Source organism: Streptomyces sp. NBC_00829 (genome assembly GCF_045161795.1).
In the GTDB taxonomy this organism is placed as follows: domain Bacteria; phylum Actinomycetota; class Actinomycetes; order Streptomycetales; family Streptomycetaceae; genus Streptomyces.
Genome location: NZ_CP108867.1, coordinates 520,026 through 538,086, shown reverse-complemented (window position 1 = coordinate 538,086; position 18,061 = coordinate 520,026). Strand labels below are relative to the sequence as shown.

Here is an 18,061-nt window from a genome sequence, read left to right as displayed (position 1 = left end):
ACGCCGTCCGGCGCTTTCAACGGCTGTCCCAGATATCGGCGTAATAGTCGTCCTCATCTATGGGAGCGGATTCGTCGCCCGGGAAGGCGGCCTCGCATTCCTCATCCTCGTCGTCGTCCCCGCCAAGTTCGTTGTCCTCAGTTCCGACGATGACAAGGCCGGGATCGGCGGGCTCGGCTTCTGCTGGGTCTTGTTCGGATGGACTCAGGACGGCAATGCGTCGGACCGACGGCAGCGAGGCGACCTCGTCCTCTGCCTCCCGTGGTTCATCGTCCTCTCCCACCAGCTGTAGCCGTTCCTGGGACAGACGGAGGGCCATGCGCCGCTCAGTGCGATCCGCGGCCAATCCGGCGCCCCACCGTTCGAGGAGTTCGACCAACGCGCGTTTGGTGTCGGGGAACCGGTGCGTCTTCTTCGCAATCCGGCGAGCGTAGACCAGCGCCTCTCTGCTGAACGGTCCATTCAGTGCGGGCGCGTGTTCCCAGTCGAGCGTATGCCACGTCCGAAGCTCGGGGTCCTGGAAATACACCTTGCGCATATCGCCGCGGTCCACCGCGATCGGCCACTTGCCCGAGTCCACTCCACGATAGGGGCTGGGCTGATTGCGGTAGTCGTTCAGCGCATCCCCGTTGTAGCGCATCCCTTCGATCTCGACGCCGTAGTGGTGGATCGGGACGCGTTCCTCCTCCAGGAACTCCAGAGCCATATTGGGGCGGGCGGGGATCCGCAGTGGGCCCGCCCGGGTGACTCCGTGCTCGAACATGTCCAGCGGACTGAGCTGAAGCCCAGGGATCTCCGGAATTCGCAGGCCGCGGTGGCGGCGCCTGTGATAGATCAGAGTGATCCATTCACGGATGATCGCTTCGAGTTCGTCGATGAAGAAGAATGCCTCGTCCTCGACCTTTTCGCCGCGGCTGTGCACGTCCGAGCCCTTGTAGCCGGGCAGCGCGGCCAGCACTCCCTGGTTGAGGGTCCGGAACCAGCGTTCGATCGGCTTGTCGGTCGGTGTCTTCGGCCGGGCCGGCTGCAGAGAGATGTCCAGCTTCGCGCAGACGCTCTCGATGTGGTTCGACAGGTAGACCTTGCCGTGGTCATAGATGATCGTCTCGGCCGCGACCGTGGGCAGCAGCGGCTGCCCGTCCCGGTCGACGAGCTTGTCCGCGTCGACCACGACGGTGGACGGCACTCCGCAATACGGCAGCGGCTCGCTCCCGTCCCCCGAAACGTCTCGTGGCCGGACCGTCTCGAACAACACCCCGGCCACGTCCGTTGACTTCGTCGACACCGGGGTGAGGCGGAGCCCGGTGATGCACCGGCTATAGAGATCCATTGCGACCGTGAGCTCACACCGCACCCACCGGCAGGTCACCGGTTCCATCGCGAAGACGTCCAGGCAGTTGGTGTCCAGCACCACATACTCGCCCGGTCGTGTCGCGCGCAGCCGACCGTAGGTCCCCTTCGGGGCGTCCGCGATCGACCTCTTCCCCTTCGTGCTGCCCTCAAAGGCGTTCGTGCCCTTGGTAAGCACTCGAAGTGCCTCATAGCCCGTCGTGCGGGCCGGAAGCGGGACCGTGCCATCCCCATGCTTCTTGACCAGACGCTCTTCGATCTCGATCAGGATCAGACTCCGCACCGGCCGGGAGGACTTCTCGTGGCCTTTCAAAACTGACCGGGTCATCTCCAGCCACCGAGGGTCGACCTTGTCAAGCACGCTCTTTCGAGGGCGGTCGCGGCCCAGGCCGGCCGGGCCGGAGCTATTCACTTGCCGTACCCAGTTGCGGATCGTGGTTTCGGAGACTCCCAGTTCTGCCGCCTTGGCCGCGTACCGGTGCATTTTCGGTGTTCCGGGCGCGTAGTCGGGTCGTGGCTCGCCCGGCAGAGCCAGTTCCTCGCTGCCGAGTTGATAGCTGGTGCGGACCTCCTGGACATGCCGGAACTGCCGGGTCAGCTCGTCGTCCTCTTTGCCGCTGAGACCGCTCAGGGCAGCCGCATCAGCTGGTTCACCTTGCGGGGCCGGAGTGAGAATCTCGGTGGTGGGATGCGCCAACAGCACAGAGATATCAACCTGCCGCCACTGCGGGACACCGACGACAGAGCCAGCCGGCTGGAGAAGAATCCGGCGACCCTCAATTTCGGCGACCGTGAATTGTTCACCGTCGAAGCTGATCGGCAACCCTGGCCGCAAGGGCGTCGTCCACGTGCTCATGCGCACCTCCGCAGCACCGACTCACCCGACAACGGACGCGACAGGTCCGTCGTCAACCGTCCCGACCACAACAGAGCCATAAACGCCGGCCTCGCCTCCTCGGCGGACCGCCCATTGGCCAACTGGCGCTCAGCCAAGGCCAGTTTTTCGCCGTCGGCCACTTGCTGCCATGCCTGCTCTGCGTCCGTCGCGGACACCACACCGGGACGTCGGTAGGCAGCGAGGAACCGCACGTTCTCCAGCAGCACCCGATCCGCCCCGGACCAGATTTCGTAGTCCCAGCCGTGCTGCCGGAACAGCTCGCCAGGCCACGCAAGAGCCTCCACGATCTTCCGATCCTTCAAGCGGCTCGCTGGCTTGACGTTCACCACCCGCACGGTCCCCGAACGCATGACCAGCAGAAAGTCCGGCACGTGGTGGCGAGTCCGGTCGCCGACCCGGGCCGCCAGGCGGCACGGCTGAGCAAAGATCCCCCGCACTTCCGGATCGAAGTCCGCCAGCAGCAATCGGGCCAGCTCCAGGCGGCTTTCGTAGACCACGTGCCCACCCGTCGTTGCAGACGAGTACTTGCCCGAGTAGTGGGCCATCCCGTGGACGGAGCGAACAGCGCGCCACGGCTGGGACTCCGCAAAATCGGTCAACCTGAGTTGTCGGATCGGGACTTCGCGTACCGATCCATCGACGTACCGGATCGAGGCTGAAGGGACTTTTCGCGTACGACGGGGGCTGCCCGCTCTCCGTACTGCCATGCTTGAGACGGTACGGAGAGCGGGCGTTGCAGACTCAGCGGAGATCGAAAGAGGCCCAGAGAGGACCGCTACTGAACGTAGCCATTGTCAAAGGAACCGCGGATTTGCCAATCCGATGTCAATGAAGCGCCTTCATTGTCAATGATCATGCGGATCCTAGAGCCGGATCAGACCGCCGGAACCGGGTACGTCGGGTACTCCACCCCGGAGACGTGCTGGACGACACGGATGACCTGGCAGGAGTAGCCGAACTCGTTGTCGTACCACAGGTAGAGGATCGCGTTGTCGCCGTCGACCTTGGTGGCGCCGGCGTCGACGATCGAGGCGTGGCGCGAGCCGATGAAGTCGCTCGAAACCGCGTCGGGGGCGGTGGTGAAGTCGATCTGGCGCTTGAGCGGCGAGGTCAGCGACACATTGCGGAGGTAGTCGAGGACATCCTCGCGGGTGGTCTCGCGCCCGAGCCGCAGGCTGAGGATCGCGATCGAGACGTCCGGCACCGGGACACGGATCGAGCTGCCGGTGATCGGAGCCTTGAGGTCGGGCAGCGCCTTGGCGACGGCGGAGGCGGCACCGGTCTCCGTGATGACCATGTTCAGCGGCGCCGAGCGGCCGCGGCGGTCGGAGTCGTGGTAATTGTCCAGCAGGTTCTGGTCGTTGGTGAAGGAGTGGACGGTCTCCACGTGACCGCGCAGGACGCCGTACTCGTCGGCCATCGCCTTCAGCGGCGGGACGATCGCGTTGGTGGTGCAGGAGGCACAGGACAGGATCTGCTCGTCCGGCTTGATCGTGTCGTGGTTGACGCCGTGGACGATGTTGGGGACGTCGCCCTTGCCCGGCGCGGTCAGCACCACCTTGTCGATGCCGGGGCGCAGGTGCTTCGAGAGGCCCTCGCGGTCGCGCCACTTGCCGGTGTTGTCGATGAGGATGGCGCCCTTGATGCCGTACGCCGTGTAGTCGACCTCGGTCGGGTCGCCGGCGTAGATCACCTTGATCTCGTTGCCGTTGGCGATGATCGTGCTGTTCGCCTCGTCGACGGTGATCGTGCCCTGGAACTGGCCGTGGATGGAGTCACGGCGCAGCAGCGAGGCGCGCTTGACGATGTCCTGGTCGCCGCCCTGGCGGACGACGATGGCGCGCAGCCGGAGGCCGTTGCCGGAGCCGGCCTTCTCGATGAGCAGTCGGGCGACGAGGCGGCCGATGCGGCCGAATCCGTAGAGGACGACATCGCGCGGCTCGCGGCGCTCGGTCTTGTCGGCACCCGTGGCGCCGGCGACGGCTTCGGCGGTGAACTCCTCCACGGAGAGCCCGCGGCCGTCGCTCTTGTACGTGGCGGCGAGCATGCCGATGTCGATCTGGGAGGGGCCGAGATCGAGCGTGGTGAGAGCCTGCAGGAACGGAAGGGTCTCGGTGACCGAGAGCTCCTCACCGGCGATCTGCCGGGCGAATCGGTGGGTCTTGAGGATGCTGACCACCGACTTGTTCACCAAGGAGCGGCTGTGAAGCAGGACCGTGACGTCCCGATCCCGGTGCAGCTTCCCGATGATCGGGATCATCGACTCCGCGATCTTCTCGCGGTTTTTCCAGTTGGTGAACGCGTCGTCATTGACAGTCACAGGTTTATCTTTCGAGCTAGGCGGCGCTCATATGCTAACCCCCCACTTCTTTGATCGTTCAAACGGTGCCCCTTAGCGGATGCCGCCGGGATGGTCCGGGCGGCAGGTCCGGCCGGCGCGTGCTCAGCCCCGAGACCCAGGCGCAGTGGCTCAAGACGCTGCCGACCGGCTTCCCCGGTACCGGCTACGGCCTCGGAATCTTCGAGACCGACGGATGGATCGGGCACAACGGCTCCATCCCGGGATACGAGACCGTGACCGTTTACCTGCCCTCGCGGAAGGCCACCCTGGTCATCCTGATCAACCCGGACGTCCGCCACCAGGGCCAGGAGCCGTCCACGCTTCTCGCCCGGGCGATCACGGGGATCGTCACCCCGGACAACGTCTACGACGGCGCGGTTGCCCGGCGCTGAGTGAGGCGCCCGGTCTCGGCCGGGGGCGCGCCCGGCTGGCGCCGGGTATTGCATAGCTATGCAGAAAATGTCATAGTTTTGCCATGCATAGCCCTCTACCCGAGGAAAATGACGTGATGATCACTGGAGCCCACCCCCATGCTCCTGTTCCCCGAGCCGACATCGACCTGGCCCGCGACTGCGACGAGTGCCGCGGCTGGGGGAGTGTGGTGACCTACGGACGCTACGAGCTCTGCCGCGTCTGTCAGACCCTGAACACCTGACCGCGAACGACCCCGGGCCATCCATGCCGCGGACGCGGCGCTGCGCAGCCAACGCTCCTGCTCCCCTCCGGGCCACGGTCCTGCCTCCGCGACCGATAGCATGATGATCGTGAGCGGCGAGAGAGACCTGCGGATTCTGCTGAGCAGAATGCGCCCCGTGCTGAACCCGGGACGGTACGTCTTCACCACCGCGTCGGGTACCGGCGTCCCTCCTGGTGTGTCACCCGTCGTCACGGTCGCGGAGCCGGAGGGCCTGGCGCTGGTGGCGGCGATGGAAGAGGCCGACACGGCAGGTCTCGCGTACGACTATGTGGCGGGGTGGATCACCCTGCGGGTCCACTCGGCGCTGGACGCCGTGGGCCTGACCGCCGCGGTGGCGCAGGAGCTCGCCGCGGCCGGACTGAGCTGCAACGTCGTGGCCGGACTCCACCACGACCACCTCTTCGTCCCCTACGAGCGTGCGGCCGAGGCGGTCGACCTGCTGGAGGACCTCGCCCGCCGATCTGCCTGACCCGTGGTCGCACCGTCCGCCCGCCGAGGCCCGACGCCCCTGCCGTGCTCCCGCACCGCGGTGTCCTTGACGCCGCCCGGGTGCGAGAGGATGTCGCAGAGAAAGATCGCTTACCGCTACCGGCAGTGCCCGCGCGTCCTGGACGGCGTCCGGCTCCCCGCCCGCCGCGGACGCGGCGCTGCGCAGCCTGCCCGCATCGCGATCCACCGCGCGGCCTGTGCCGTGCCACGACGCAGCGGAGGTGATCCGAGATGACCGACACGGCCCATACCGGTCCCCAGGAGTGCTGGGCCGCGCACCGGGCGCGGTTCAACGGCCTGTTCCAGGAGTACTTCACCTCCCTGCGCGAGGACTTCGACGCTCCGTCGTGGAGCAGGTTCACACCCGCCTGCCTCGACCTGCTGGAGGATCACAGCCTGCGAGGCGGCAAGCGCCTGAGGGTGGCCGTCCTGTACGAGGCGGGCCGTCTGGTGACCGACGAGCACCCGCCCGCGCTGGATGCGGCGGCGCTCAGCATCGAGCTGCTGCAGACCCATGGACTGATCCACGACGACATCATCGACGACGGACCCGTGCGCCGCGGCGGTCCTTCGACGTACTACGCATACCGTGCGAAGTTCCCCGACCGTGAGCGCACCGCGCTGGGGCTGACCGTGCTGGCAGGGGACCTGGCCGCCTTCCTGTCCGTGCAGGTCCTGCTGTCCGCCCGGGCGCCCGCGGAAGTGTGCCGGGCCATGGCCGTTGTCCACGCGCAGGCGGCAGCCGACAGCGTCGTCGGTCAAATCGTGGACGTGGAACGGGACTTCGAACCCGACGCGAGCGTGGAGATCCTGGACTCGGTCACGGAGTACAAGACCACCCGCTACTCCGTCCTCGCGCCCCTGCGGCTGGGACTGCTGGCCGCGGGCGCGGACTTCTCCGCACACGACGCAACCCTTCGCCGCTACGCGACACTCTGCGGGATCTACGAGCAGATGCACGACGACTACCTTGACCTGTTCGGGGACGAGAAGGTGGTCGGCAAGGCGACGGGCTCCGACATACGTGAAGGCCGCCGCAACTATGCGGTCCGGGCCCTTCTGGACGCGGCCGGTCCGCAGGACAGGGCGCTGGTGGACACCGCCCTTCGGGACCAGTGCCGCGCCCGGGAAGCCGTCGACACGGTCCGGGACATGGCCTGCCGACTCGGTGTCGACCAGATATTGCGGGCCCGTATCCGCAGTGTCGCGGAGCAGGCGTCAGCGGAGGCCGCGTCCTGGCGGGGGCACTGGCGGGAGCCTGCCGTCGATTTCTTCGAGAGTCTTCCCCTGTGGAGCATGCACCGCACTCTGTGACCTCGCTCGTCGCCTTCGGAGGGGCCTCATCGGCCGGTTTCCGGCGCCATGGAGTGCCGCTGCGGAGGATTCTTGCGCTACGCGGGGTTCGGGGAACCGGCCCGCGAGGATGTGAAGGTGCTGAGGAATTGGTCTCATCCCCGGCGTGGCCGACCCTTGTTTCCATCACGGAGCGTCATACTTGGGCCAATGGCTTACTGGCTGGTTTCACGGTCTCTCCCCTGACCGGGGTGTGACCGTGGGGTTGTGGCATGACTACGGGGCAAACAGAGCGTGCTGATGGGACGACAACACGAGCTCGAGGTACTGGGTGAGCTGACCGGATTCGCTGCACCCGGAACGGCGGTGATCGTGCGGGGGAGCAGCGGCATCGGTAAGAGCGCGCTGCTCCGGCGGGTGTTGCGCACGGCGAGGGCCGATGGCCATCTCGTCCTGTGCGCGACTGGAGACTCTCTCGACACGGGGACCGAATTCGGCGTCGTCCACCAGCTGTTCGAGCATGCGGCGGACGAAGAGCTGGACGAACACGTCACGGCCGCCGTCGCCGACCACGATGCTCCGTACCGCGCCGTGGCCGCCCTGGGCCGTTCCGACCGCAGGGTCGTCCTTGCCGTCGACGACCTCCAGTGGGCCGACACGGCCTCGGTCCTGTGGCTGGGCAGACTGCTTCGCCGACTGGACGGTCTGCGGATCACCGTGATCGCCACCATGGGGCCGGGGCAGAAGGATTGCGACAACCATGAGATCGGTGCGCTTCTGCCCCTTTTCCGGCATCGCATCTGGCTCTCGCCGCTCGGCGAGGCGGAGGTCGGCGAACTGGCGCGGGCGATATTCGGGACGGAGCCCGAACCGGGCTTCGTGACTGCCTGCCGTACCGCGACCGGCGGCGTCCCCGCCCTGCTGCACGCCCTCCTCCGCTCGATACGCACCCATGGAGCGGCACCCCGAGCCGACACCGCAGCCGATCTCGCCCGCCATGTGCCCGCCGAGGTCGGACGCACCGTGCACGCCACACTGCGCGGCGCCGGCCCCGACGTGGGCACCACCGCCGTTGCCGCCGCCGTACTGACGGGCCCCCCGGGCCCGGACGCCGACCTGAGGGGCGAGTGCCTGGTCCCGGCCGCTGCTCTGCTGGCTCACGCGACCGGAATGCCCGGGCCCACGGTCGAGGACGGCCTGCACACACTCGTCGGCGCCGGGCTCATGGCCCTGGTCGACGGCGGCATCGCCTTTACCTGCCCGGTCCTGGCCGTGGCCATCGCCAACGAGGTCCTGCCCAGTCGCCGTCTGGAATTCCACGCCCGCGCGGCGCGGTTCCTCATCGACGAGGGCGCAGCCTGGGATGTCGTCATGCCTCATCTGCTGAACGGTCCGCTGGGCCAGGACTGGACGGTCGACGCCCTGCTCCGAGCCGCCGACGACGCGGAGGCCCGAGGCGACCGCGGCGCCGCCCTCGCCTGTCTGCGGCGTGCCCTGCGCGAACCGCTCCCGGAGCGGGTGCGGGCCCAGGTCCTCGTTTCCGTCGGCGAGGTCGAGCTCACCCGCTGCGTACCCACCGCGGTGAACAGTCTCCGGCGCAGCCTCGACCTCGCCACCGCACCGGGCGAACGGGCCGCGGCGGCGCGCTCGCTGGCCGCGGCCCTCTTCACCCTGGACCGCTACTCGGAGGGGATCGAGGTGCTGCGGCAGGTCGGCGAGCGGATCCGTCCGGCCAGCCCTTTGGACGCCCTGCGCCTGGAGATCGACCTGGTCTACGCCCAGCTGGGCCGGACCTGCACCGCCGCGGCGGGCATGCCCCGGCTGATGGCGATGGACCTCGCCGAAGCCGCGGGCACCCGCGTCCAGCGTCCGCTCGCCGCGCTGCTCTCGTTCCGTTCGATCATGGACGGTGGCAGCCCCGAGGAAGCGATCTCGTACGCTCAACAGGCCCTGGCCGAAGGCGTCTGTCCGCAGGACGACGAATCCTACGTCTACTCCGCCGCCGTCCTGGCGCTGGCGGTCGCGGGCCGGTCCGATCTTGCGTTCACCCGTGTCGACGCATGCCTGGAGGCGGTCCGTGAGCGGAGCTCTGCCCTCAGCTACGCATACACCTCCACGCTGCGCGCCGGGGTCTACTACCGCCTCGGCAATGTGCGCGGCTGCGAGGCGGACGCCCGCGCCGCTGTTGAGACGCTGCGAGGTGTCGGCGCGGGTCCGACCACCAGCCACAGTGTCGCCATGCTGACGGATGCGCTGGTCAAACTGGGCCGCACCGACGAGGCCGAACAACTGCTCGTCGAGCACGGACTGAACGGCCGCCTCAACCGGCACTGGACCAATGACTTCACCGCGCTGGTGCGCGGTCGGCTGCGCATGGCCCAGGGCCGGGTGCGGGAAGGCCTTGCCGACTTCCTGCATGCCGGAGACCGGGCACGAACCCGCCGGATGGCCGGACCGGCTGTGCTGCCCTGGCGTTCCGAGGCCGCGCTGGCCCATGCCGCCCTCGGTGAGAAGCAACAGGCGCTGGCTCTCGCCGAGGAAGAGGTCTCACTCGCCCAGGCTTGGGGGGTACCGGAGTTCAGGGGCATCGCCCTGCGTGTCCTGGGTGTCGTCCAAGGCGGCTCGGCGGGTATCGACCTCCTCAGTGAGGCCATCGGGCTGCTGGAACCGTCGACCGCGCGCTACTCCTACGCGCAGGCCCTGGCCGACTGCGGGGCGCTGACGCGTCAGAACGGGGGGTCTTCGAGCGCGCGGGGCCTGCTGCGTCAGGCAGTGAGCGTGGCGCAGCAGTGCGGGGCGATGTTGGTGGCCGAGTCCGCTCAGGAAGAACTGAGGGCCAGCGGCTTCCGTCCTGATTCCCCGGTCGCCGATGCGCACGGGGCGGGGACCCTGACCCGGTCGGAACTGAGAGTCGCGGAGCTGGCCGCCGAGGGACTGACCAACAAGGAGATCGCGGCGCGGCTCTTCGTCGGCCTGCGTACCGTCGAGGTCCACCTCAGCAAGGCGTACCACAAGCTCGGCATCAGCGGCCGGGCCGGACTGGCGGAAGCGCTGTCGGGATAGGGCCTGCCCTTGGGATCAGGCCCTGTCGGCCAGCGGGTCCGGTGCGCGGGTTGTCTCCCGTGCCTGGCCACCGCAAGGAACAGCAGGCAGCAGAATGCCGGGCAGCCATGGATGGTGGTGCCCGGCATTCTGCTCATGGTCCACTCCGCTCAGATGTTCCCCGAGGACTGGAGTGCTCCGGCGGACCGTCTCAGTCCTCGCTTGCCGCGGTGGGGAGCTGGGTCTGGATGAGGTCCATGACGGAGGAGTCGGTGAGGGTGGTGACGTCGCCGAGCTGGCGGTTTTCGGCGACATCGCGGAGGAGGCGTCGCATGATCTTGCCGGAGCGGGTCTTGGGGAGCTCGGTGACGGGGAGGATCCGCTGGGGCTTGGCGATCGGTCCGAGGACGGAGCCGACGTGGCTGCGGAGGTCTGCTACCAGTCCCTTGTCGTCGGCGTTCGCCGTGCCGCGGAGGATGACGAAGGCGACGATGGCCTGGCCGGTGGTGGGGTCGGTGGCGCCGACGACGGCGGCTTCGGCCACGGACGGGTGGGAGACGAGGGCGGATTCGACTTCGGTGGTGGAGATGTTGTGGCCGGAGACGAGCATGACGTCGTCGACGCGGCCGAGGAGCCAGATGTCGCCGTCGTCGTCCTTCTTGGCGCCGTCGCCGGCGAAGTACTTGCCTTTGAAGCGGGACCAGTAGGTGTCGATGTAGCGCTGGTCGTCGCCCCAGATGGTGCGGAGCATGGAGGGCCAGGGCTGGGTGAGGACGAGGTAGCCGCCGCCGCCGTCGGGGACTTCGTGTGCTTCGTCGTCGACGACGGTGGCGCAGATGCCGGGCAGGGCGCGTTGGGCGGAGCCGGGTTTGGTGGCGGTGACGCCGGGGAGGGGGGAGATCATCATGGCGCCGGTCTCGGTCTGCCACCAGGTGTCGACGATGGGGGTCTTGCCGGCGCCGATGTGTTCGCGGTACCAGATCCAGGCTTCGGGGTTGATGGGTTCGCCGACCGAGCCGAGGATGCGCAGGCTGGTCAGGTCGAACGCGGCGGGGATGTCGTCGCCCCACTTCATGAAGGTGCGGATCGCGGTGGGTGCGGTGTAGAGGATGGTGACGGCGTACTTCTGGATGATTTCCCAGAACCGGCCCTGGTGGGGGGTGTCGGGGGTGCCCTCGTACATGACCTGGGTGGCGCCGTTGGCGAGGGGGCCGTAGACGATGTAGGAGTGTCCGGTGACCCAGCCGATGTCGGCGGTGCACCAGTAGACGTCGGTGTCGGGTTTGAGGTCGAAGACGGCGTGGTGGGTGTAGGCCGCCTGGGTGAGGTAGCCGCCGGAGGTGTGCAGGATGCCCTTCGGCTTTCCGGTGGTGCCGGAGGTGTAGAGGATGAACAGCGGGTGCTCGGCCCCGAACGCCTGCGGGGTGTGCTCGGCGGACTGGCCGGCGACGATGTCGTGCCACCACACGTCCCGGCCGTCGTCCCAGGTGACGTCCTGGCCGGTGCGGCGGACGACCAGGACGTGTTCGACCTGGGGGCATTTGGTGACGGCTTCGTCGATGGCGGGCTTGAGGGCGGACGGCTTGCCGCGGCGGTAGCCGCCGTCGGCGGTGATGACCAGCCTGGCGTCGGCGTCCTGGATACGGGAGGCGACCGCGTCCGCGGAGAACCCGCCGAACACCACCGAGTGCGCGGCACCGATCCGGGCACACGCCAGCATCGCGACGGCCGCCTCGGGAATCATCGGCAGATACACCGCCACCCGGTCACCCGCACCGATACCGAGCTCGGTCAGCGCGTTCGCCGCCCGGCACACCTCGTCCTTCAGCTGCGCGTAGGTCAGCGAGCGGCTGTCGCCCGGCTCACCCTCGAAATGGATCGCCACCCGGTCACCGTGACCCGCCTCCACATGACGGTCCACACAGTTGTACGCGACATTCAAAGTGCCGTCGGCGAACCACTTCGCGAACGGCGGATTACTCCAGTCAAGAGTCTCCACCGGCTCACTCACCCAGCTCAGCCGCCGCGCCTGCTCCGCCCAGAAGCCAAGCCGGTCCGCCTCAGCCTGCTCATACGCCTCCGCCGTCACATTGGCGCTCGCGGCCAGCTCCGCCGGCGGAACAAACCGCCGCTCCTCCTTGAGCAGGTTGGCCAGGCTCTCGTTACTCAACTTCGTACTCCTCAGGCTGTGGTGCTCAAAAAATGATCTATGGAATCTGAAAGTCGGCACGGCGGGGGTCAGTTGGCGCCGATGCCCGTCAGGGAGCGGATCTCCAGCTCGGCGTGCTTCTCCGCGCCCCGCTCGTCGGGCCGGGAGAGAACCGTGCCGAGCCAGCCGAGGAGGAAGCCCAGCGGGATCGAGACCAGACCGGGGTTCTCCAATGGGAAGAGGTGGAAGTCCGCGCCCGGGAACATGGAGGTCGGCTTGCCGGAGACCACGGGTGAGAAGAGCACCAACAGTACGGAGGAAGCCAGTCCGCCGTAGATGCTGCAGAGTGCCCCCGTCGTGGTGAAGCGCTTCCAGAAGAGGCTGTAGAGAATGGTCGGCACATTGGCGGAGGCCGCGACCGCGAAGGCGAGCGCCACCAGGGCCGCCGTGTTGAGCTTGTCGGCGTACATGCTCAGCGTCACCGCGATCGCTCCGATCGCCACGGCCGCCCAGCGGGCCACTCGCACCTCCTGCTTCTCGCTCGCCTGGCCCTTGCGTACGACATGGGCGTACAGGTCATGGGCGAAGGACGCCGAGGAGGCCAGGGTCAGACCGGCGACAACAGCGAGAATGGTGGCGAAGGCGACCGCCGAGATGACGGCGAGCAGCAGTGCCCCGGTGGTGGACGCCGCGCCGCCGCCCAGTTCTTCGGCGAGCATCAGGGCGGCTGTCGTGCCGGCCGGGTTGGACGCCTTGATCGCGTCGGGTCCGATCAGCGCCGCGGCACCGAAGCCGAGCGCGATGGTCATCAGATAGAAGAAACCGATGACCCCGATGGCCCAGTTCACCGACGTGCGTGCGGCACGGGCCGAGGGCACGGTGTAGAAGCGGACCAGGATGTGCGGCAGTCCGGCCGTCCCCAGGACGAGGGCGAGGCCGAGGCTGACGAAGTCCAGCCGGGTCAGCGAGCTGATGCCGTACTTGAGTCCCGGTTCGAGGAAGGCATCGCCCTTGCCGCTGGCGTCGGCGGCCGAACCGAGCAGGGACGAAAGGTTCCAGCCGAAACGGTTCATGACCAGGACGGTCAGCAGCAGCGCGCCGGCCATGAGCAGGCCGGCCTTGATGATCTGCACCCAGGTGGTGCCCTTCATCCCGCCGATGGTGACGTAAAGGATCATCAGCGCGCCGACGCCCAGGATGATCCACTTCTTGGCGTCGTCGCCGGAGACCCCGAGCAGCAGCGCGACCAGCGAGCCCGCACCCACCATCTGGGCCAGCAGGTACACGATGGAGACCACGATGGTGGAGACACCGGCGGCGGTACGGACCGGCCGCTGCCGCATCCGGAACGCAAGGATGTCCGCCATGGTGAACCGCCCGCTGTTGCGCAGCGGTTCGGCGACGAGCAGCAGGGCCACCAGCCAGGCGACCAGGAATCCGACCGAGTAGAGGAAACCGTCGTAGCCGAAGAGCGCGATGGATCCGGTGATACCGAGGAAGGACGCCGCGGACATGTAGTCGCCCGAGATGGCGAGTCCGTTCTGGAATCCGCTGAAGGAGCGCCCGCCGGCGTAGAAGTCGGTGGCGTCCTTGTTCTTCCTGCCGGCCCAGACGGTGATGCCCAGGGTGACGGCGACGAAGAGCAGGAACAGGGCGATGATCATCGTGCGGTTCTGCGAGGCGCTGGACGAGGCGAGCGAGACGGCCGGAACGTGTGCGATGCCGTTCACCCGTCACCTCGCGAGAGAACGACCAGATCGTGGCCGGGCGCGAGCGAGGCGTACCGCAGCGAGTCGGCCAGCGGGTCGAGCCGCGCCTTCGCGTACCGCGTGTAGAGCCAGGCGATCAGGAAAGTGGAGGCGAACTGCGCCAGACCCAGCAGCAGCGCGAGGTTCAGATTCCCCACGAGCTTGGTGGCCACCAGCCCGGGCGCGTAGGTGCACAGAAGGACATAGCTCACATAGAAGAGAAGGAAGGCACCGGTCATGGAAAAGGCGAACCGGCGGAAACGGGTGCGGAGTTCGGTGAAGCTCTCGGTCTCGTGTATCTCCGCGTACGGCGAAGTCTCGGACGGTTCGGTCGGACTGGTCATTGATCTCCGTATGTGCTGCTGAGGCTGAACAACGGTGGTGCGTGCTGATGCCACCGAGGCCGTACCCGAAGCGGGTGCCAACCGGCCCTTCAGCCGACGGCGAGCACGGACGGTAGCGTCCACCGACACGGTCGGTCCGATCCCATCAGCACCCCGGCGGCCCTGGCCAGCGCTACCCACCGTAAGGTCTAGATCTTTCGGCGGGAATGCCAGTTCTTTCGGTGGGTCCATTCGGGTCTCGGTGCGACAATCTGACAGCGGCGTCCGGCCGCGATCGTCATCTAGAGGAAGAGCCACACATATGCAGTACGCAGCACATTCGTCCGCCGCGTCAGGGTCGGCGGGTGCGCTGTGAGTCTCACGTCGTCCATGGGTCTGATCCCCGATCCGATCGGCCGCGAAGTCGAACTCGCCGAACTGCGCGCCTTGCTCGGGATGCATGCCGGCGCGTTCCCGGGCGCGGCCGGGGGGAGTTCGGCGATCACAGAAAGTGACCATATGTTCGTTCTCGTGCGGGGCGGCCACGGGAGCGGCAAGAGCGGTCTTCTGCGCACGCTCCTGGACGAGGCGCGGGCCGACGGCCGGACAGTGCTCGCGGCCTGGGCCGATCCGGGTGAGAGCGGCAAGGACCACGCGGTGCTGCGCCAACTGCTCGAAGCCGCGCCGGCGGGACCCGGCGCTCACGCACGGGCCGTGCACGCGCAGGGCGACGCCCTCCCCCGGAGCCTGGAAGCGCTCGTCGCCGAACTCGTCGCCCACGACCGGCGGCCTCTGCTCTGCGTGGACGACCTCCAGTGGGCGGACGCCGACTCGCTGCGCATGCTCCGACGGCTGATGCGCCGCGCGGATGGCTCGCCGCCGGTCGTCATCGCCTCGCTCGGCCCCGGCGACGCACTGGATGAGGTCGTGCTCGGCGCCGTGCTGCCGCTCTTCCGCCATCAGATCAGCCTGTCCCCGATCACCTCCGAGACCGTCACCACCCTCCTCGACCGGGCCCTCGGCTACCGACCCGAACGGGACTTCGTAGACATCTGCCGGGAAGCCACGGACGGCAACCACTTCCTTCTGCGCTCTCTCCTCGGCGTCCTGGCCGCCGCGTCCCCCGACCGAACTCGCGCGATGGCGCGCGGTGAGCAGCCCCTGTCGGCGGCCATGGGCGCACTGCTGCCCGAACTCGCCCTCGCCGTGGGCTCGGTGATCCGCGAGATCGGAGCCCATTGCGAGACCGTGGCCCGCGCCGTCGCCGTCCTCGGTTCCGACCAGCCGGTGGAACTGGTGGCCGAGGTCACGGCCATGCCCCAGCCCGCTGCCGAGGACGCCGTGCACACCCTCGTACGTGCCGGAGTCCTGCACCGCGGTGACCAGGGGGTCGGTATCGCCGCCTCGCTGCTCGGCGCAGCCGTCAAACAGTCCGTCCCGCCGAGCAGGCGCCAGGAGATCCACGCCCGCGCCGCCCAGTTCCTGCTCGGCCGCGCCGCCCCACCGGAACGGGTCGCCCACCATCTGCTGCACTGCGGACCCGGTCAGCCCTCGGCCAACGAGGTGCTGCGCCGGGCCGCGGTGGAGGCGACCGACGCCGGCGCGCCCGACCGGGCCGCCGCCTATCTGCGGTGCGCCCTGCGTGAAGCGATGGAAGTGGAGGAGCTCGCAGAGGTCCTTTCCCTGCTCGGCGAGGCCGAGTTGGAGTCCAGCGTCCCCTCTGCCGTCGAGGAGCTGCGGCGCAGTCTCCAGCTCAGCAAGTGCCCCATGGAGCAGACCTCCGCCGCCCGTCGGCTGGCCGGTGCCCTGTTCGCCGTCGACCGCTTCCTCGATGCCCGGCAGGTACTGGAACGCACCAGTGCGGCCATCCGCCCGGTCGATCCCTCGTACGCGCTCCGCCTGGAGATCGACTTCCTCTTCGTCAGCCTGGTCGAAATCAGCTCTGCCGCGCGTGCGTATCCCCGGCTGATGGCCCTGGCCATGACCGAGGCGCAGGACGAGGCTGTCGCACGTCCGCTGGCCGCGCTCCTCAGTCTGCGCGGGGCCATGATGGGGGAGGGGCCGGAAGAGGTGGTCCGCCTGGCCCGGCTGGCGTTGAGCAACGGGCTCTCGCCCGCAGACGACGAGTCGGTGGTCTACCACTGCGCGCTCCTCGCCCTCGGCGCGGCGGGCAGGCCCGACCTCGCCCACGACTATGCCGAAGCGGCCATCGACGAAGCGCGTGCCCGCGGTGCGGTCTTCCAGTACTCGCATGCCATCGCCACCCGGGGCAACGCCAACTCCCGTATGGGCCGCACCCTGGAGTGCCAGGCCGACGCCGAAGCCGCCCTGGAATCCCTGCTGGAGGTCGGGGTGCCGCTCGGGTCGACGCACACCGTCTTCGCCATCGCCACCCTCGTCGAGGCGCTCGCCCGGCAGAGCCGCACCGAGGAGGCCGAGTCGCTGCTGGAGCGCAGCGGCATGAACGGACAGCTCCCGCCGTACTGGACCAGTGACTATCCCCTGATGGTCCGGGGATGGCTGCGCACCGCACAAGGCCGACTGGAGGAGGCACTCGCGGACTTCCTGGACTGCGGGGCCCGCACCAAGGCCCGCAGGATGCCCGCCCCCGGGTTCTACCCCTGGCGGTCCGAGGCCGCGCTGATCTACGCCCGCCTCGGCCGGACCGAGGAAGCGCTCAAGCTCGCGGAGGAGGAGGTAGCCCTCGCCAAGCGGTGGGACGTGCCCGAGATGAGAGGGACAGCGCTGCGCGCCCTCGGGCTGGTCACCGGCGGGACGGAGGGGCTGCGGATGCTCGACGAGTCCGTGCGCGTCCTGGAGACTTCGCCTGCCCGCGTCCGGTACGCGCAGGCGCTCGCGGACCGAGGGGCCCTGGCGGTGCGCTCCGACCGGATCGCGGAGGGACGTGTCGATCTTCAGGAGGCGGTGAGCCTCGCCCACGAATGCAGCGTCTCCGTGGTGGCGGAGGCAGCACTGCGTGATCTGCGGGCCATCGGCGACCGTCCCCGTACTCGCACATTTCAAGGAGTGGACGCGCTCACGCCGACCGAGCGCCGGGTGGCCGATCTGGCAGCGGGCGGAATGACCAACCGGGAGATCGCGGCACACCTCTTCGTGGGTCTGCGGACTGTGGAGATCCACCTCACGCATGTCTACGGCAAGCTCGGTATCAAGGGTCGCCAGGGACTGACGGAGGCTCTGAGCTGAGCCCTTCCGGCCGGGCTGGTCCCGCGCGCTGGCCACGGGGAACGGGTCTGGATGGGAGCCGTCCCGGCCCCGGGGGAGTGGGGCCGAGACGGCAGTTGGGGGCTGCCTGTGCGGTGTGGCGCGGGCAGGGGGTGTTTCTGGCGGGGGTGTTGCTTTTGAGGGGGAGCCGTCCCGGCCCCGGGGGAGTGGGGCCGAGACGGCAGCTCGGGGCTGTCTGTGCGGTGCGCTACAGGCAGCTGGCGCCCTTGGAGGGCGGCTTGCCCTCCAAGAGGTAGAGATCGTCGAGATCGGTCAGGCACGGGTTGCCGGTCAGATAGCCGCCGTAGGCCTGGCCTTCATGGATGAGGCGCCCGAGGCTGTGGTGGTGCCGACGACAACGACGATCGGCACGGGGTTTTCCGCGTCCACCGCAGAGTGCCCGGCCTTGCCCGGGGCCGGGCCGCCGTCGCAGAGGCGCGCATTCCCGGCGGTGACGTCGCTCGACGCGAGTCATGCGTCGAGCGACGTCGGGCGGGGCGGCCACT

The 18,061-nt window shown here is 68.5% G+C and carries 11 protein-coding genes and 1 pseudogene; 6 read left to right on the top strand and 6 right to left on the bottom strand.

The genetic code is table 11. The features are described 5' to 3' along the window. Window positions 1-16: 16 nt before the first annotated feature. The 3 genes from OG293_RS02215 to OG293_RS02205 form a co-directional block, all read right to left on the bottom strand. Window positions 17-2,206 carry an integrase gene (locus OG293_RS02215; RefSeq protein WP_405997036.1) on the bottom strand — a complete coding sequence of 730 codons (2,190 nt, stop codon included), beginning with the start codon at window positions 2,204-2,206 and terminating at the stop codon, window positions 17-19. Continuing rightward, window positions 2,203-2,955: a TnsA-like heteromeric transposase endonuclease subunit gene (locus OG293_RS02210; protein ID WP_405997035.1), complete on the bottom strand. Its 753-nt coding sequence runs from the start codon at window positions 2,953-2,955 to the stop codon at window positions 2,203-2,205. The genes OG293_RS02215 and OG293_RS02210 overlap by 4 nt, the downstream gene beginning before the upstream one ends. Before the next feature lie 167 nt (window positions 2,956-3,122). Continuing rightward, complete coding sequence (locus OG293_RS02205; RefSeq protein ID WP_405997034.1) at window positions 3,123-4,568, bottom strand: glyceraldehyde-3-phosphate dehydrogenase; 1,446 nt, start codon at window positions 4,566-4,568, stop codon at window positions 3,123-3,125. Window positions 4,569-4,687: 119 nt separating this feature from the next. On the opposite strand from OG293_RS02205, the pseudogene OG293_RS02200 reads away from it, so the two are divergent. The 5 genes and pseudogenes from OG293_RS02200 to OG293_RS02180 all read left to right on the top strand — a co-directional run. Continuing rightward, a pseudogene (locus tag OG293_RS02200) lies at window positions 4,688-4,981 on the top strand (serine hydrolase); the annotation flags it as partial. A 116-nt stretch (window positions 4,982-5,097) separates the two neighbouring features. Beyond that, the gene (locus OG293_RS02195; protein WP_405997033.1) at window positions 5,098-5,244 is read left to right on the top strand and encodes a hypothetical protein; all 147 of its coding nucleotides are present in this window, start codon (window positions 5,098-5,100) and stop codon (window positions 5,242-5,244) included. Between the two features lie 109 nt (window positions 5,245-5,353). Next, window positions 5,354-5,755, top strand: a complete 402-nt coding sequence (locus tag OG293_RS02190) for an ACT domain-containing protein (protein ID WP_405997032.1) — start codon at window positions 5,354-5,356, stop codon at window positions 5,753-5,755. A 251-nt stretch (window positions 5,756-6,006) separates the two neighbouring features. Next, window positions 6,007-7,089, top strand: a complete 1,083-nt coding sequence (locus tag OG293_RS02185) for a polyprenyl synthetase family protein (RefSeq protein WP_405997031.1) — start codon at window positions 6,007-6,009, stop codon at window positions 7,087-7,089. Between the two features lie 279 nt (window positions 7,090-7,368). Beyond that, window positions 7,369-10,131: an AAA family ATPase gene (locus OG293_RS02180; RefSeq protein ID WP_405997030.1), complete on the top strand. Its 2,763-nt coding sequence runs from the start codon at window positions 7,369-7,371 to the stop codon at window positions 10,129-10,131. 190 nt (window positions 10,132-10,321) lie between these two features. On the opposite strand, the gene acs is transcribed toward OG293_RS02180, so the two are convergent. From acs to OG293_RS02165, 3 genes are all read right to left on the bottom strand, one after another. Continuing rightward, on the bottom strand, window positions 10,322-12,280 hold the full coding sequence (gene acs / locus OG293_RS02175) for an acetate--CoA ligase (RefSeq protein WP_405997029.1): 1,959 nt from the start codon (window positions 12,278-12,280) through the stop codon (window positions 10,322-10,324). Window positions 12,281-12,348: 68 nt separating this feature from the next. Beyond that, a complete protein-coding gene (locus tag OG293_RS02170; RefSeq protein ID WP_406003481.1) occupies window positions 12,349-13,923 on the bottom strand; it encodes a cation acetate symporter in 1,575 nt (524 codons plus the stop codon). 62 nt (window positions 13,924-13,985) lie between these two features. Further along, the gene (locus OG293_RS02165; protein ID WP_405997028.1) at window positions 13,986-14,351 is read right to left on the bottom strand and encodes a DUF485 domain-containing protein; all 366 of its coding nucleotides are present in this window, start codon (window positions 14,349-14,351) and stop codon (window positions 13,986-13,988) included. 351 nt (window positions 14,352-14,702) lie between these two features. Here OG293_RS02165 and OG293_RS02160 point away from each other — a divergent pair, with 351 nt between their 5' ends. Further along, complete coding sequence (locus OG293_RS02160; protein ID WP_405997027.1) at window positions 14,703-17,537, top strand: AAA family ATPase; 2,835 nt, start codon at window positions 14,703-14,705, stop codon at window positions 17,535-17,537. The last annotated feature ends 524 nt before the right edge of the window (window positions 17,538-18,061 follow it).

Coding starts and splice junctions, on each gene's coding strand:
- OG293_RS02165 (WP_405997028.1), bottom strand. CDS start 14,351: ATGACCAGTCCGACCGAACCGTCCGAGACTTCGCCGTACGCGGAGATA.
- OG293_RS02185 (WP_405997031.1), top strand. CDS start 6,007: ATGACCGACACGGCCCATACCGGTCCCCAGGAGTGCTGGGCCGCGCAC.
- OG293_RS02170 (WP_406003481.1), bottom strand. CDS start 13,923: ATGATCATCGCCCTGTTCCTGCTCTTCGTCGCCGTCACCCTGGGCATC.
- OG293_RS02210 (WP_405997035.1), bottom strand. CDS start 2,955: ATGGCAGTACGGAGAGCGGGCAGCCCCCGTCGTACGCGAAAAGTCCCT.
- OG293_RS02195 (WP_405997033.1), top strand. CDS start 5,098: ATGATCACTGGAGCCCACCCCCATGCTCCTGTTCCCCGAGCCGACATC.
- OG293_RS02215 (WP_405997036.1), bottom strand. CDS start 2,206: ATGAGCACGTGGACGACGCCCTTGCGGCCAGGGTTGCCGATCAGCTTC.
- OG293_RS02180 (WP_405997030.1), top strand. CDS start 7,369: ATGGGACGACAACACGAGCTCGAGGTACTGGGTGAGCTGACCGGATTC.